The sequence below is a fragment of the Nonomuraea sp. NPDC005650 genome (assembly GCF_040605375.1).
GTDB lineage: Bacteria > Actinomycetota > Actinomycetes > Streptosporangiales > Streptosporangiaceae > Nonomuraea.
Genome location: NZ_JBEXCR010000030.1, coordinates 49,823 through 64,058 on the forward strand (window position 1 = coordinate 49,823; position 14,236 = coordinate 64,058).

Consider the following 14,236-nt stretch of genomic DNA (forward strand, 5'->3'; position numbering starts at 1 on the left):
TGAGTCGGTCAGGGTTTGAGCACGTAGCGACCGCGTACCCCGCCCTTGGCCATGGCCTGGTGGGCGTGGGCGGCCTGGTCCAGCGGCATGACCGCGTGCACTCGCGCGGGCAGCTCGCCGGACGCGGTGCGGGCGAGCAGGTCGCCCAGTCGAGCGCCGTCGGGACGCGTGACCACGACGTGTACGGCGATCCCGCGCTCCGCGGCCGGTTCGGCGCTCGGCTGGACGCCGACGAAGACCCCGCCGTCGCGGACCAAGGCGAGGCCCCGTTGCTGCAGCACCGCGCCGTCGGCGACCGCGTCCCAGCCCGGCTCCGCGCGGGTGGTGAACTCGGCGCCGAGGCCGCGGACGAACTCCTCGTCCTCGGCTCTGGCCAGACCGGTCACCTGCCAGCCCCGGTCGGGTGCGAGCACGGCGACGTACGCCCCGACCGCGCCGGCCGCCCCGGTCACCAGCAGCCGGTTGCCGTTGCCGGGTGCGTCACCGAGTAGGTCGACGATCTGGGCGGCGGCCAGCCCGTTGAGCGGTACCGTCGAGGCCGCGATCAGGTCCAGCCCGTCGGGCACGACGGCGAGGTCGGAGGCCCGCACGATGAGCTGTTCTGCGTAGGTGCCGAAGTCGCGGTCGAAGCCGTCTATCAGGCCGGCGACCCGGGTGCCGGCCGGCAGGTCCACGCCGGGGCCGGTGGCGACGACGGTCCCGGCGAAGTCCCAGCCCAGGCCGGTGTGTTCGGGCTGGTTGACCAGCCCCATGGAGTGGAAGAGGCCGCGGGCGACCCCGAGGTCGACGGGGTTGACCGGCGCGGCGGCGATCCCGACCCGGACCTCGCCGGGCCCGGGCTCGACGACGGGAACGTCGATGATCTCAATCGAGTCGGGCCCGCTCGGGGTGCGGACGGCGGCCGTGCGGAAAGTGGAGATGCTCATGGTGTCGCTTTCGTGGCTTGTGTTCGGCGGTTGGCCTGCTTCACTATGGGCGGGTAGCTCTCCAGCGGGAAGTACGCACTTCGAAGTGCGTATGTCACCGCCCGGTAGGAAGGAGCGGCCGATGCCGACGAAGACGGCGGCCCAGAGGCGGGCACAGGCGAAGGGGGACTACGACGCGTTCCTGGCGCAGTGCCCGAGCCGCCAGCTGCTCGACCGGATCTCCGACAAGTGGGTCGCGCTGATCCTGGCCGCGCTCGGCAACGACGGCCCGAACCAACCCGGAGGCGACTGTGCCGGCGAGCCACGGTCGATGCGCTACTCCGAGCTGTCCCGCAGGCTGGCCGGGGTCAGCCAGAAGATGCTCACCCAGACGCTGCGCTCCCTTGAGCGCGACGGGCTGATCACTCGCACCGTGACGCCGACGGTGCCGGTCACGGTCACGTACGAGCTGACCGACCTCGGTCTCTCACTCCAGCACATGATGCGCGGCATCAAGATGTGGGCCGAGACGCACATGGACGAGGTGCTCGCCAATCGCGAGGAGTACGACACCCACGTCGCCTGAACGTTTCGAGTTGGGGAAGGTCCCCGAATGACGCGTCACTGGTCCCGGTCGCTGCCGTTCTCCTCGCTGGCCGGGAAATGCCTGGCCGTCCTTTCGGGACGTGGGCCTGCTGACCCCTACCTGAGCGAGCTGGCCGAGCTCGCCTGGCAGGGAGCCGGCGAGGTGCTGGGCGCGGGCCGGCCGGCTGGAGCGCGGCTCTCCATCAGCGGCGACGGCACGGCGGGGAATCCGGTCTTATTGAGGTGGCGAAGGGTCCTGTTCGGACGGGCGGCTCTCAGGTTCCGGGGTGGGCGAGGGACGCATCATCGACGGGTCGGCGTAGGCGAGGTAGCCGTACCTGGAGTAGTGCTCGGCCCGCCGTAGATCCTCTTCCCGCCGCTCCAGGTCACGCAGCGCGCTGCGGGCGAGCGGCGCGGCCTCCGGGTGCCCGCCGGCGATCGCCTCCCGATACCAGCGCCGAGCCTCCTCCACATGTCCCTGCTGCTTTTCCAGCAGCCCGAGGTCGCGCCGACTTCACGGCGGGGCACCGGCGACGTGTGGCATCGCGATGAGGGGCCATGCTCGGTCCTCTCCAGAGCTGCAGGGTCCCACGATGGCTCAATAGTGCACCGGGAGTGGCCGCTCCGGTCACGGGGCCGGTCAGCCGCGCACTGCGGCCAGGCACTCGTCGTACAGGTCCATGATGTCGCCCTTACCGTCATTGTCGACCCACATCATCGATGCGGCATCCAGGCACGCGAACGCCGTCGCCATCACCGCGCGGGCCTTCACGCCCACGCTGCCGGCAGCGGCGTCCATACGCGCCTCGATGAGCGGCAGCAGGTCCTCCTGGAACCGCAGTCGCTTCTCGAGCCAACCGGCACGCAGAGAGGCGGTGTTGTGCAGGAGCCGGAACCGCTCCAGGGCCTGTTCGCGGCTGTCATGCAAGGCCAGTACGGCGGCGACCCCTGCGCGCAGAGCCTCCCAGACACCGACTTCGGCCGGCAGTTCGCTGATCGTGGCCGTCAGGACCTGCCCGAACCGGCCCTGGTCGCCGCCGAGCAGGTCCTCCTTCGTACCGAAGTAGCGGAAAAGGGTGCGCTGGGAGACACCGGCCTCTCGGGCGATCTGGGCGATGGTCGTCTCGTCGTAGCCCTGCTCGGTGAACAGGCGCAGAGCCGTCTCAAGGATCTCTCGGGAGGCCAGCTGCCGTGTCCGGTCCCACAACGTGGCCGGCGCCTCGGCTTCCTGCTTCATCCGCCCAGGCTAACGCAGCACTGCCAGAGTGACACACACATGCAACTTGGCAGTCACTGCCAACCAGGCGTACGCTGCCAAAAATGGCCGTCGCGAGCACGCAAAGGAACGCATCATGTCCGCACCTGCAGCTTTGATCACCGGTGGAACCAGCGGCATCGGCAAGGCGACCGCCGAACTGCTCCACTCCCGCGGCTACCGCGTCATGGTCACCGGCGTCAGCAACGTCGCCGACGCCGGCCTTCCCGAAGCCGTCGCGGCCGTCCGGGCCGACGCACGATCCCTGCCGGACCTCGACCATGCGATGGAGCAGGCACGCCGGCGATTCGGCTCCCTCGACCTGCTCTTCCTCAACGCGGGCATCTCCCGGCCCGGCCCGATCGAGTCAACCGACGAAGCCGCCTTCGACGCCCTGTTCGACGTCAACGTCAAGGGCGCCTTCTTCACTTTGCAGAAGGCGCTCCCGCTCCTCAACGAGGGCGCCTCGGTCGTGTTCACCGTGGGCGCCGGCGAAGGGGTCGGAGCCGCGATGACCGCCGCCAAGGGCGCTCTGGTGCCCCTCATGCGGTCCCTCGCGCTCGAACTCGCCCCCCGCCGCATCCGCGTCAACTCCGTCAGCCCAGGACTGATCAACACCCCCGCCTACAGCAAGATGGGCGTGTCCCAGGAAATGATCGACTCCTGGGCCCGGGACGTCCCGCTTGGCCGCGTCGGCGCTCCCGCCGAGGTCGCCGAAGCCGTGGCCTTCCTCGCTTCGGACGCCGCCGGCTACGTCACCGGCCACGACCTCGTCGTCTCCGGAGGCGTCGGCGTTCACGCCCGCCCCTGACGAGTGGCTCCGCGCTTGGGGGGGTCAATTCACCTTCTGGACGCGAGTCGTGCCGGAGGTGAGCGGGGCACCGGTGGTGTCGATGGCCCGCAGCTCGGGGACGGCCTCTCCGCGCTGGTCGACGAGTACGGAGTACTCCTCCCCGGAGGCGAAGGCGTTGCGCTCACCCCACTGGCGGAGGGCCAGCACCACGGTGAACAGGTCACGGCCCGCGTCCGTCAGCGCGTAGGTCTGCCGCTTGCCGGACGGTGCGGTGTCCCGGGCGAGGATGCCGTACTCGGTGAGGCGGCGCAGCCGGTCGGTGAGGATGTTGCGGGCGATCCCGAGCCGCTGGTGGAAGTCGGTGAAGGCGGATGCTCCATCCATCGCGTCCCGGACGATGAGCAGGCTCCAGCGGTCGCCGACCAGGTCGACCGTCCTGGCCACCGGGCAGCTCGGGTCGGTCCAGCGCTCGGCCGTCATGCACACCTCCATTCGGTTGCTTTTCGCTACCATTCTGCCCTAGCCTCCGATCGGTTGCAATTTGCTACTGATTGGAGAACGGTGTGTCGACGATCCTCGGTGGAGGGCGCAGGTTCCTGCTGGCCGTGGTGTGCGCGGTGGCCGTGGCGAACATCTACGCCGTGCAGCCCGTCCTGGACGCGGCGGGATCGGAGCTGGGGCTCACGTCCGGCGGCCTGGGATGGCTCGTCGCCGTCGGGCAGGCCGGCTATCTGGCCGGGCTGGTCACGCTCGTTCCGCTGGGAGACGTGCTCGACCGGCGGCGGCTCATCGCGGGCCATCTCGTGCTGACCGCGGTAGGCAGCGCCGTCGTCGCGGCCTCGACGACGGCGCCGCTCGCGCTGGCGGGTCTTGGCGTGGCGGGGATGTTCGCGGTCGTGGTGCAGACGACCGTCGCCTACACGGCCGCGGTGTCGCCGCCGCACGAGCGCGGCAGGAACATCGGTACGGTCACCTCCGGCGTGGTCGTCGGCATCCTCGGCGCCCGCGTGATCGCGGGCTTCCTGGCCGAGGCCGCGGGCTGGCGCAGCGTGTACGCCACACTGGCCGCCGCCTCGGTGATCCTGGCCGGGCTCGTCCTGATCTCGCTGCCCTCGGACGAGTCGCATGAGCGCCCGCGCGGCGGTTACCGGCAGGTGATCGGCTCCATGGGGCGGCTCGTCGCCGCGGACCGGATGTTCCGCAGCCGAGCGGTCATCGCGTTCTTCGTGTTCGCCTCGTTCGGGACGCTCTGGAGCGGTCTGGCGCTCCCGCTGGGCGCCGAACCCTGGCGCCTGACACCGGCGCAGATCGGCCTGTTCGCCTTCGCCGGACTCGCCGGCGCTCTGGGCGCCGCCCGCGCGGGACGGTGGGCTGACCGCGGATACGCGGGCCCGGTCACGGGCTGGGCGCTGGTCGTCCTGATCGTGTCGTGGGCGTTCACCGCCTGCACCGGGCAGTCCCTGTGGCTGCTGGGCGCGGGCGTGATCCTGCTGGACCTCGCGGTGCAGGCCGTCCACGTCAGCAGCCAGCACCTCATCACCACAGCCCGGCCCCGGCAGGCCGGCAGCGTGATCGGCGCGTACATGGCCTTCTACTCCCTCGGCTCCGCCCTCGGCGCGGTGACCACGGCGTGGACATACGCGACCGCCGGATGGCCCGCCGCCTGCCTGCTCGGCGCCGGCTACGCGACCGCGGCCCTCGCGGTCTGCGCCCTGTCCCCTCGACCTCATCCCGCCGGCGCGGCCCCCCACCGGCCACCCGAAAGCTCATTCACCCAACGGTGAAGGAGCGCCGGGGAAGTCGCCGATCAGTACTCTCGGGGTTTTCGTTCAGTGCCAGTCAAGTTCGCATCCGTACGGTGAGGCTGCCGGGGAACGAGGTCAAATCGAAACCCGCCCATGACCTGCCTCCCACACCAGCCCATGCGTAACCCGAGCCATAAGGAGCGTTGGATGCCAACTCGCGTGAACCGGCAGACCGTCGACCTGTCCGCCTATCCAGACCTCATCGTCTTATACCTCGGCATGCGGGTGAACCACCTGTACGGGATCCGGACCTTCTTCAGCTTCGGCCGGAAGATCAGTGAGTCGGTCGCGGGCAAGCCGGACGGGCTCCTGCTGCACGAGCCCGTGTACTACTCCTTCTTCCCGATGAACATGGGGATGCGCCAGTACTGGCGGGACCTGCCGTCGCTGCTCGCCTTCGCCCGGTCCGAGCCGCATCGGGAGTGGTGGTTGGACTTCCTGCGGGACTCGGGCGGCACCGGTTTCTGGCACGAGACGTACTCGGTCAAGGGTGGCATGGAGGCCATCTACGACGACGTGCCCAAGCCGCTCGGTTTCGGACGGTTCGCCGCGGTCCAGCGCGCTCGTGGACCCATGTTCGGCTCCGCGGCCCGCCTGGGACGCTCCGGCGGCAGCAGCCCGGTCCTGAGCGAGACGGACCTCTACGAGTAGTAGCCGCTCGGGCCATACGGCCCTGATCCGGCGTCAGCGCGCGGCGCGTTTGATGAGGTCGGCGGTCACGGCGGGCTGCGAGATCATCGCGACGTGTGAGGCGCGAACCTCCTGGACCCGTGACCCGGCCCGCCGCGCCATGAACCGCTGTGCCGCGGCGGGGAGCACCTGATCGTTCTGAGCGACGAGGTAGTAGGAGGGAATGGTCTTCCACGCCGGGGCGCCGGACGGCTCCCCGAGCGTGCGCGCGTCAGCGGGCCGCTGGCCGGCCTGCATCAGGTCGGCGGTCTCCCTCGGCACATCCCCGGCGAAGACGTCGTGGAAGAACTCCTTCTTGATGTATCCGTCGACGAGGCCATCACTGTACGGACGGAAGTCCAGCGCCGCCTCATTGAGCTTGCTTCCCGGATACTTCGTCTGCAGATCCAGCAGCGACTCCCCCTGGTCGGAGGCGAAAGCGGCCACGTAGACCAGCGCTTTCACGTTCGGGTTACCGGTCGCGGCGTTCGTGACGACGATCCCGCCATAGGAGTGCGCGGCGAGGACGATCGGGCCGCTGATCGTGGCGAGGATGGAGGCCAGGTAGGCGGAGTCGGCGGCCACGCTGCGCAGTGGGTTCGCCGGGGCGATCACCGGATAGTTCTCGCGGATGAGCCTGGCGCTGACGCCGTTCCAGCCGGAGGAATCGGCGAACGCGCCGTGCACGAGCACCACGGTGGGTTTGGAATCGGCTTCCGTCCGGGTCTGCGCCCACGCCTCGGACGTTCCCAGCAGGGCACCGGTCGCGACCGCGGCGGATCCGGCCAGCACCGCTCGGCGGCTCGTCGTCATAACATCGTCCCTTTCAACACATGCGGTTGGCACCTCGATTGCAGGTCAGAGTAGATCCCGAATACTTGACGATCGCTGAGCCCGGTGAGTCAGTCGTCAGGAAGTGCGTTTCAGTCTTGAACAAGTACGTCGATCTAGCCTGCGGGCATGAGAACAAAAAGGAGCGAGACCGCCAGGAAATGGGGTCTGCGGATTCACCTGCTTTTTTATGTCCTGTCCAATCTGGCCCAGGTCGCGGTGTGGTATCTCTACGACTCGGGAAACCACTTCTGGCCTATATGGTCGATAGTCTTCTGGGGCATCGGGCTGGCCTTCCACGCCTGGAGCGTCTATTCGCCGCCCCGATCGCATACCGCGCACTGAGCCGTCACGGTCGGCGTGGTCCACGCCGGTGCCGAGCAGTGTGATCAGAGCTCGGCAAGGAAATTCTCGGCGCGGCGGGCGAAGAGGTGAGACCCGCGTTCGCTGGACCGGTCGCGGGCCTTTTCGGCAGCGGCTCGTACGACTTCGGCGGGTTCGCTGCGGGCGTGGAGCAGGCGCGCCCGCAGCAGCAGGACCAGCCCTTCGGCGTAGCGTTGGCCGTAGGCCTCAAGAGCCTCGTCCGCTCGGTCGAGGGCGATGCCCGCCTTGTCCGGCATCCCGGCGGCCAGCCACATCTCGGCGCTCAGTGCGTGGTGGTACGCGACGCCCCACCGTGGCGGGTCGACCAGCGTCCCGGCCAGGATCTGGTCGGTCTCCGCCGCGATCCCGGCCGGGTCATCGCCCGCGAGGGCACGGGCCCAATACCAGATCAGCCGGATGTAGTGCTCCTGCTGGACGGCGGCGCGGCCGGTGCCCACGTTCATCCACCGATCGATCGTGCGCAGCACCCAGCCCGCGTCACCGGCCATCGAAGCAATGATCGCGGTGTAGTAGGCCCAGGTCGCGACCGCATACGAGTCGTCGGGGCCGTTCCACTTGTCGATTATGGTCCCCGCCGTGTCGACGTCACCGTGCAGTGCCGTCACGACGGCATGCCAGCCGGGCCACTCACCCGAGACGTCACGCCGGATCGGGGTCTCGCTGTGCGCGGAGACAACCCCGTCGAGCAGGGCGGGGTTGTTCTCGCTGAAGCACCGGAATGCCTCGCCGATGTTGCCGATGTCCCACTGGTGCAGGCCCCAGGCTTGCCGGCCGTACACCCGGACGACCGGATCGGAGGACGCCTCCCCTTGCTCGTACAACCGGCGGACCAGCCGAACCCGGTCCCACTCCAGGAAGGTGTAGGCCCCGAACAGGCGAGCGAAGAGGAGGCCGGCGGCCTCGACCTCCCGGCCGAGTTGGCGGGCCAGGTGTTCCGCCCGCTCCAGCAGGTCGAACGTCGTGCCGCCGAACCCGGCCTGCCGGCGCGGGGCGATGGCGAGCAGTGAGAGGGCGGAGAGCTCGAGTTCCGGCAGCCCGGCGTTCCGCGCGATCTGGGCGGCCGTTTCCAGGTGCCGATCAGCGGCAGCGAACGCGAGCTTGGTCGTCGCGCGACGACCGGCGCGCTTCAGCGCCTCCACGGTACGAACCGGGTCGGCGAGGGGACCGGCGGCACCCAGGTGGAAGGCGAGCCGTTCGGTGACGGACTCATCGTCCGCCTGGCTTTCTTCCAGCGCGTCCGCGACGCGCAGGTGCAGCCGGATGGCCCGCAGCTGCTCCGTGGTCTCCGAGACCGATTCGCGGACCAGGTCGTGAGAGAAGCGCCACGAGAACGGGTCCTCAGGCCCCGTTTCGAGCAGACCCAGCGCGCGCAGCGGTTCGAGGCGTTCGAGGCAGTCCGCGACGTCGACACCGGCGGCCCTGGCGAGCAGACCGAGATCGACCTCGCGACCGATCAGCGCGGCGACCCGCAGCAAGTCGCGAGCACCGTCATCAAGACCCCCCATCCGATCGCGAACAACGTCTCGCACGGACGACGGCACCCCCGCCGCGCCACCGCCGCCGAGCGCACCGCGATCACTGAGAAGCCGCGACAGCTCGCGAACGAAGAAAGGATTCCCGGCAGTGCGAACATGGATGTTACGAGCGACGTCCGCACCAGGCTCGTGGCCGGTCTCGCGACGGATGAGTTCAGCCACGTCGCTCAGGCTGAGCGGACCGAGCTGGATCCTGCGATGGCTGGGCAACCGACTGGCAGCGGCCAGCACCCGCGAAAGGTCAGGACCGGGCGTGGGCGCGCGATCACGAAGCGCACCGACGACCGCGGCACCGGCGGGCAGCCGGCCCACCAAGTGACCGAACAACTGAAGCGAAGTGGCATCAATCCACTGAAGATCATCCATGACCAGCAACAACGGCCGCTCCGCCGCAGCCTGACCGATAAAAGAGACCACCTGCTCAAACAGCCGGAACTGGGCCCGGCCACCGGAAACCGGCGGCCCGCCGTCATCATCCCGAGATTCGAGCAGGCGACCGAGCTCACCGGCCAGCCACTTCTCACGCGCCAACGCAGGCAGACTGTCCAGAACAACAGTGAGCGCCTGCTCCCACGGCCACATCGACGGCGTTCCATCACCTTCCAGACAAGAAGCCCACACCACGAGCGCACCACGCCGATCCGCCACAGCGGCGGCCTCTTCCAGCAAACGCGTCTTACCCGCACCCGGCTCGCCCTCCACGACGGCAAGCCCGGTACGGCCGGTGAACGCCCCCTCGATGGCCTGCCGCAACACACCGAGCTCCTCACCCCGCCCGACCAGCCCAGCCTCCCGCCTCGCCGGCGCCCGATCACCCTCACCCTCCGGGTCCATCACCACCGGCGACGTCGGAGCCTGCGTCAACACCCGCAAATGCGCCGCCTGCAGCGCCGGACCGGGATCGATGCCAAGCTCCTCGGCAAGACGATCACGAACCACGTGAAACGCCGACAGCGCCTCCGCCTGCCGCCCAGCAGCACCCAGAGCGGTGACGAGACCGGCATGGACAGGTTCATGGAACGGCGCCATCGACACGGCCAGCTGCAACGACGGGATCACCCGCTCCGGCCGGCGCAACAACACGGCCAGCTCGGCCGCCGCCGCACAGGCGGCGAAGAACTCGTCGTCAAGAGCAGCCAAGATCGGCATCGCGGTCGACCCGACAGACAACCCATCCCCCGCCGGACCACGCCAAAGACCCAGCGCCTCGACGTAGCGGTCGAGCGACACTTCGCGATCCTGCCGGGCGAGAGCGGCCTGGGCCGCGCCGAGAAGCTCCCGGAACGTGACAAGGTCCAACGTGCCAGGCCCGGCACTGAACACATACGCGTTACCGCGACGGTGCAGGTAGGCACCGGCCGACCGGGCCGGGACCGCGGGTTCGAGCACCCGCCGCAAAGCACCGATGTACTTCTGGATGAGATTGAGCGCACTGGCGGGAGCCTCCTCGGCCCAGATCAGGTCGATCAATCCTCTTGTACTGACCGAATGACCCACGCGTGCCAGGAGCAGAGCCAACAGCTGCGCCTGCTGCCGGGGGCCGACGTCCTGCTCGGCTCCATCGCGCCACAGCCGCAACGGACCGAGGATCTGCAGGCGCACGGAACCGGCACCGGGCGGCGGACCTTCGCCCTCGGGCCGAACGGGATGGGCTGGCCGAGTCACGTCGACTCCCGAATGGACATTACAGATTTGTCCGCTTCCGACCCGAGTCGGACCGCAGTGTGCACCGATTATATGGGCTCAAGTTTGGTCGTAGAAAGGTCGGACGATCGGGGTTGAGGCCGCGAATGCGTACGACGTCGCACGGCCGGCCCCATTCCCGAGCTGGTTTCAGGAGACCGACTTTCGAGCTCGCCGGCTGATCAACCAGCCGAACCCGGTCGCCGTGAAGAACATGACGATGCCGTACACCGCGCCCGGGATGGCGATCTCGGCACTGTTCAACAGCGTCGGGCTCAGCGCGACCGTGATGGCGAGCCCGGTGTTGTGGATGCCGATCTCAAACCCAACCGCGGTCGCCGTACGGTGATCGACACCGGCCAGTCGCGGCACGCCGTAGCCGACCAGCAGGCTCACGATGTTGAAAACCAACGCGGCCAGCCCGACCGAGACGAAATAGTCGACGAGGTGCTCCCGCTCCGAGTACAACACGGCATAGATGGCCCCGACCAGGACCACGATCGACAGCGCCCGGACGGGGAGGTTGAGCCGCCGGGCCACCTCCGGCACCCGCGCGCGTACGAGCATCCCGATCGCGACCGGCCCGAGCACCATCACGAAGACCTGCAGCATCTTGTCGAACTGCAGCCCGAGGGCGGCTTCATCGGGTAGGAAGTACCCGGCCGAGAGGTTCACCACGATCGGCAGGGTGACCACGGCCAGCACCGAGTTGATCGCGGTGAGCGTGACATTCAGCGCGACGTTCCCGCCGAACAGGTGGCTGAACAGGTTGGCCGTGGGGCCACCGGGCGACGCCGCGACCAGCAGCACCCCGACCGCCAGCTCCGGCGGAAGCCGGAAGGCGAGCACCAGGCCGAAGCAGATCGCCGGCAGCAGCACGATCTGGCACAGCAGCGCGACCACGGCCGCCTTCGGATACTGGCCGACCCGCCGGAAGTCGTCCAGGGTCAGACTGAGACCCAGGCCGAGCATGACGATGCCGATGGCGAAAGGCAGACTGGCCAAGATCAATGGGGAGCCCATGTCGGACATTCTCGGGCATACCGACCAGTCCTGGTAGGCACGTGTGCATCCCCCGTAGCGTGGGCGGCTCAGCCCGCCTGCGTCTGCCCCAGGATCGCCGACCCAGGGGCATCGGGGTCTTCGCTTGTGAGCAGCACCCAAACGCCTTCGGCGTACTCCTGGCGGGAGATCCGGCCGTCGCCGTCGGTGTCCAGCTGGGCGAAAGCACCCCCGGCCACCTCGTGGGGGATGCCCAACCCGCTGAAGAAGCGCTCGAACTCCGGCACTGAGATGAACCCGTCCTCGTCGGTGTCGGCGGCGTCGAAGGCGGCGCACGACAGCGTGCCGGTCATCTGCTGAAAGTGCGGATGGCTCGCGACCAGGTGGTCCACCGCCTGGACGAATTCCGTCGCGCTCACCGCGCCGTCGCCATCGGCGTCGGCGTCCTCGCGGACGTGATGCCACCAGTCCGCGCACAACCGCTGAATGGCCTGATGCTGAGGCGAGCCCGGGTCAGGGGCCACCGCGGCACATGCCCTGTCCGCGATGCGCCTGAAGTCATCGGCACCGATCTGCCCGTCTCCAGTGCTGTCAAGCAGAGCGAACAGGGCGGCGACGTTGGACTCGTGCAGAGAGCGGGCCACAGGAGTACCTCCCGGATCGAACGGTGTGAATCACGACCGATCCCTAAGTATCCGGATGACTCCGCTCAGTGACAGATGGTGTCTTGGTAGCGACGCGGCAACACTAATGTGCCTTGAGAGACCGCATGGAGCCGTCGAAGTTCGTGGCGAACCCACACACTCGCCTCTCGCGAGGCATGGGATGCCGCGCACGCCTGGCTGAGGCGTCCCCTGCGACGCCTGGCCGTGGTCATGGCGGCGGTTCTCGTCATCTCCATCGCAGGCGAGTTGACGTTCGGCCTGCCTGAGGGCCCCGCGCTAATGATCGCCGCGTCCCAGGCGGTGTTGTTCGTGGGTGGAATCCTGTTGATCGGCTGGCGTGCCAATAAGGTCGCGGCGCAGGTCAATCAGAGTCGCAACGCGCAGGTCAGTGCTCCTGACCCCAACGACTTGGCGACCCCTACGCTCTACCCCCAGGCTCCTCACCGGATTCACGTCTCGGCGGTGCGATGCGAAAGCAGGCAGCACCGCCTAAAAATGCCTCTTACCTGCGAAAATGCCGACAAGATCATCGCGCGGTGCTACGTGCACGTCCTGCCGGGTTGGGTTGCACCACCTCATCGACGATCGAACCCTCATTCTGTCGGTCCACTGGCCTATGGTGTGCTGCCTGACGGTATCCGTGATGATCGGAGAAGAAGACGTGGGCCTGACGACGCCCCCGGCGCCGTTCGACGTGACGAAGCTCTTTCCCGAACTGGCCGGCCAGAGCCAGATCGCTGTCAGGCTGCACCCGCGTCCCGGAACGCCTTCGCCTACGGACAGTTCCATGGGCGGCCCGCTGCTCTGGCCCATCGGCGACTCTTGGCCGTTCTGCACGTCTCCTGACCACGAAAACCTCACAGGAGCACAGCCGATCGCGATGGTGCCGATCCTCCAACTCCACGCCCGGGACGTACCCGAGCTGCCGTTCCTACCGGACACGGACTTGTGCCAGATTCTGTGGTGTCCCTTCGTGCACGAGTCCGACTTTCGGCCGGTGGTACGCGTCCTCTGGCGGAAGGCGAGCCTCATCGCGGAGCTCCTCACCGAGGTTCCGGAGCCCGTGACCAGCGAGGAAGGACTTATCCCCCGGCCGTGCGTGCTCTCACCAGAGCGGGTCGAGGAGTATCCGGCCTGGGAGACGTCGACAGAACTGGCCGAGAAGATCGAGGAATGGGAATCGTCGCTGGACGATGCGGAAGAGTGGAGTTACCAGTACCACTTGTCGGCCGCTCCGGGCACGAAGGTCGGCGGATGGATCGACTGGATCCAATCCCCCGAGACGGTCACATGCGGCCACGGCCATGAGATGGCGCACCTGCTGACCATCGCCAGTTGGGAGCACGATCCCGGATCCGCGACGAGGTGGGTACCGCTTGAGGAGCAGCACCTCCTCAGCTCGGACTTCGACCCAGAGCAGATGGGTCCCTCCGGACTCGTGATCGGCGATGCCGGCGCTGCATATCTCTTCATCTGTATGGAGTGCCCTGATAGGCCCATCGGCAGCGTCGCCCAGTGGTCGTGACCGTGAAGCGGGTCGGGAATCGAATGCCACGCTGTCAGCTTGGGAATCGCAGGAATCCCAGCTCGTAGGCGCCTCGCCCTGGGGCTGAGACCAGCCGCGAGTGACCGTGATCGACCCCTCGTCACTCCCCTTAATGGCACGACGATCACGACTCTGAGCTGGGCTTTGGCTGTTGACACAGCCCGTGAAACCGGAAGACAGCGTCACGTTGTTGCTCGATCGAAGCGATCTCATGGGGCTGGGCCGGTGCGAACAAGTCGACTTCCTTGAATGCCTCGCCTGGACGTCTGGCTGCCAAGACGTATCCGAAGCGGCCATTGGTGAACTGCCGGAGCTGGCCCGATGGCCAGACATCCGCTCATGCTCCTTGGCAGCAGAGGTTGAGGCCTTCGGCTTCCAACCGGCGACGGAGATCGATGAGGCAAACCAGCAGGTCCTCGCCCTCTACGTCCAGCAGGAGGCCACGGCACGCGAGCGCGAGCCGGGCCGGCACAGAGTCGTAGAGCATGAGGGTCTCCATTGTGACCCTGCCCTCGCGGTCGACAACGTCTAGTTGGAGTTCTTCATCGGGCGATGTCTGCATAGACGATCAACTTAAG

General features: G+C 68.1%; 15 protein-coding genes. 7 read left to right on the forward strand and 8 right to left on the reverse strand.

Annotation, left to right across the window (positions count from 1 at the left end):
- Positions 1-8 precede the first annotated feature (8 nt).
- Entirely contained in the window at positions 9-926 is a 918-nt protein-coding gene (locus ABZS69_RS41835) for an NADP-dependent oxidoreductase (RefSeq protein ID WP_355382193.1), read from the reverse strand.
- Positions 927-1,047: 121 nt separating this feature from the next.
- On the opposite strand from ABZS69_RS41835, the gene ABZS69_RS41840 reads away from it, so the two are divergent.
- On the forward strand, positions 1,048-1,491 hold the full coding sequence (locus tag ABZS69_RS41840; RefSeq protein ID WP_355382196.1) for a helix-turn-helix domain-containing protein: 444 nt from the start codon (positions 1,048-1,050) through the stop codon (positions 1,489-1,491).
- 234 nt (positions 1,492-1,725) lie between these two features.
- On the opposite strand, the gene ABZS69_RS41845 is transcribed toward ABZS69_RS41840, so the two are convergent.
- Positions 1,726-1,962, reverse strand: a complete 237-nt coding sequence (locus ABZS69_RS41845) for a hypothetical protein (RefSeq protein WP_355382199.1) — start codon at positions 1,960-1,962, stop codon at positions 1,726-1,728.
- A 168-nt stretch (positions 1,963-2,130) separates the two neighbouring features.
- The gene (locus tag ABZS69_RS41850) at positions 2,131-2,727 is read right to left on the reverse strand and encodes a helix-turn-helix domain-containing protein (RefSeq protein WP_355382201.1); all 597 of its coding nucleotides are present in this window, start codon (positions 2,725-2,727) and stop codon (positions 2,131-2,133) included.
- A gap of 115 nt (positions 2,728-2,842) precedes the next feature.
- On the opposite strand from ABZS69_RS41850, the gene ABZS69_RS41855 reads away from it, so the two are divergent.
- Positions 2,843-3,556 carry an SDR family oxidoreductase gene (locus ABZS69_RS41855; protein WP_355382204.1) on the forward strand — a complete coding sequence of 238 codons (714 nt, stop codon included), beginning with the start codon at positions 2,843-2,845 and terminating at the stop codon, positions 3,554-3,556.
- A 24-nt stretch (positions 3,557-3,580) separates the two neighbouring features.
- Here the strand turns inward: ABZS69_RS41855 and ABZS69_RS41860 are convergent, their stop codons facing one another.
- Entirely contained in the window at positions 3,581-4,018 is a 438-nt protein-coding gene (locus ABZS69_RS41860) for a helix-turn-helix domain-containing protein (RefSeq protein ID WP_355382207.1), read from the reverse strand.
- Between the two features lie 83 nt (positions 4,019-4,101).
- Here ABZS69_RS41860 and ABZS69_RS41865 point away from each other — a divergent pair, with 83 nt between their 5' ends.
- Positions 4,102-5,322, forward strand: a complete 1,221-nt coding sequence (locus ABZS69_RS41865) for an MFS transporter (RefSeq protein WP_355382210.1) — start codon at positions 4,102-4,104, stop codon at positions 5,320-5,322.
- Between the two features lie 168 nt (positions 5,323-5,490).
- On the forward strand, positions 5,491-5,994 hold the full coding sequence (locus ABZS69_RS41870) for a DUF4188 domain-containing protein (RefSeq protein ID WP_355382213.1): 504 nt from the start codon (positions 5,491-5,493) through the stop codon (positions 5,992-5,994).
- Between the two features lie 33 nt (positions 5,995-6,027).
- Here ABZS69_RS41870 and ABZS69_RS41875 read toward each other — a convergent pair whose 3' ends face one another.
- Entirely contained in the window at positions 6,028-6,825 is a 798-nt protein-coding gene (locus ABZS69_RS41875) for an alpha/beta hydrolase (RefSeq protein WP_355382216.1), read from the reverse strand.
- 147 nt (positions 6,826-6,972) lie between these two features.
- On the opposite strand from ABZS69_RS41875, the gene ABZS69_RS41880 reads away from it, so the two are divergent.
- Positions 6,973-7,188: a 2TM domain-containing protein gene (locus tag ABZS69_RS41880; RefSeq protein ID WP_355382219.1), complete on the forward strand. Its 216-nt coding sequence runs from the start codon at positions 6,973-6,975 to the stop codon at positions 7,186-7,188.
- Between the two features lie 44 nt (positions 7,189-7,232).
- Here ABZS69_RS41880 and ABZS69_RS41885 read toward each other — a convergent pair whose 3' ends face one another.
- From ABZS69_RS41885 to ABZS69_RS41895, 3 genes are all read right to left on the reverse strand, one after another.
- Complete coding sequence (locus ABZS69_RS41885; protein WP_355382222.1) at positions 7,233-10,364, reverse strand: BTAD domain-containing putative transcriptional regulator; 3,132 nt, start codon at positions 10,362-10,364, stop codon at positions 7,233-7,235.
- 231 nt (positions 10,365-10,595) lie between these two features.
- On the reverse strand, positions 10,596-11,468 hold the full coding sequence (locus ABZS69_RS41890) for a bile acid:sodium symporter family protein (protein WP_355382225.1): 873 nt from the start codon (positions 11,466-11,468) through the stop codon (positions 10,596-10,598).
- Positions 11,469-11,536: 68 nt separating this feature from the next.
- Positions 11,537-12,091, reverse strand: a complete 555-nt coding sequence (locus tag ABZS69_RS41895) for an EF-hand domain-containing protein (RefSeq protein ID WP_355382227.1) — start codon at positions 12,089-12,091, stop codon at positions 11,537-11,539.
- Positions 12,092-12,755: 664 nt separating this feature from the next.
- Here ABZS69_RS41895 and ABZS69_RS41900 point away from each other — a divergent pair.
- Entirely contained in the window at positions 12,756-13,637 is an 882-nt protein-coding gene (locus ABZS69_RS41900; RefSeq protein WP_355382230.1) for a hypothetical protein, read from the forward strand.
- Between the two features lie 184 nt (positions 13,638-13,821).
- Complete coding sequence (locus ABZS69_RS41905; protein WP_355382233.1) at positions 13,822-14,190, forward strand: hypothetical protein; 369 nt, start codon at positions 13,822-13,824, stop codon at positions 14,188-14,190.
- The last annotated feature ends 46 nt before the right edge of the window (positions 14,191-14,236 follow it).

What these genes read in the sequence shown, in the direction of transcription:
- ABZS69_RS41835 (WP_355382193.1), bottom strand. Translation starts at nt 926, where the DNA reads ATGAGCATCTCCACTTTCCGCACGGCCGCCGTCCGCACCCCGAGCGGG.
- ABZS69_RS41840 (WP_355382196.1), top strand. Translation starts at nt 1,048, where the DNA reads ATGCCGACGAAGACGGCGGCCCAGAGGCGGGCACAGGCGAAGGGGGAC.
- ABZS69_RS41850 (WP_355382201.1), bottom strand. Translation starts at nt 2,727, where the DNA reads ATGAAGCAGGAAGCCGAGGCGCCGGCCACGTTGTGGGACCGGACACGG.
- ABZS69_RS41855 (WP_355382204.1), top strand. Translation starts at nt 2,843, where the DNA reads ATGTCCGCACCTGCAGCTTTGATCACCGGTGGAACCAGCGGCATCGGC.
- ABZS69_RS41860 (WP_355382207.1), bottom strand. Translation starts at nt 4,018, where the DNA reads ATGACGGCCGAGCGCTGGACCGACCCGAGCTGCCCGGTGGCCAGGACG.
- ABZS69_RS41870 (WP_355382213.1), top strand. Translation starts at nt 5,491, where the DNA reads ATGCCAACTCGCGTGAACCGGCAGACCGTCGACCTGTCCGCCTATCCA.
- ABZS69_RS41875 (WP_355382216.1), bottom strand. Translation starts at nt 6,825, where the DNA reads ATGACGACGAGCCGCCGAGCGGTGCTGGCCGGATCCGCCGCGGTCGCG.
- ABZS69_RS41880 (WP_355382219.1), top strand. Translation starts at nt 6,973, where the DNA reads ATGAGAACAAAAAGGAGCGAGACCGCCAGGAAATGGGGTCTGCGGATT.
- ABZS69_RS41890 (WP_355382225.1), bottom strand. Translation starts at nt 11,468, where the DNA reads ATGGGCTCCCCATTGATCTTGGCCAGTCTGCCTTTCGCCATCGGCATC.
- ABZS69_RS41900 (WP_355382230.1), top strand. Translation starts at nt 12,756, where the DNA reads ATGATCGGAGAAGAAGACGTGGGCCTGACGACGCCCCCGGCGCCGTTC.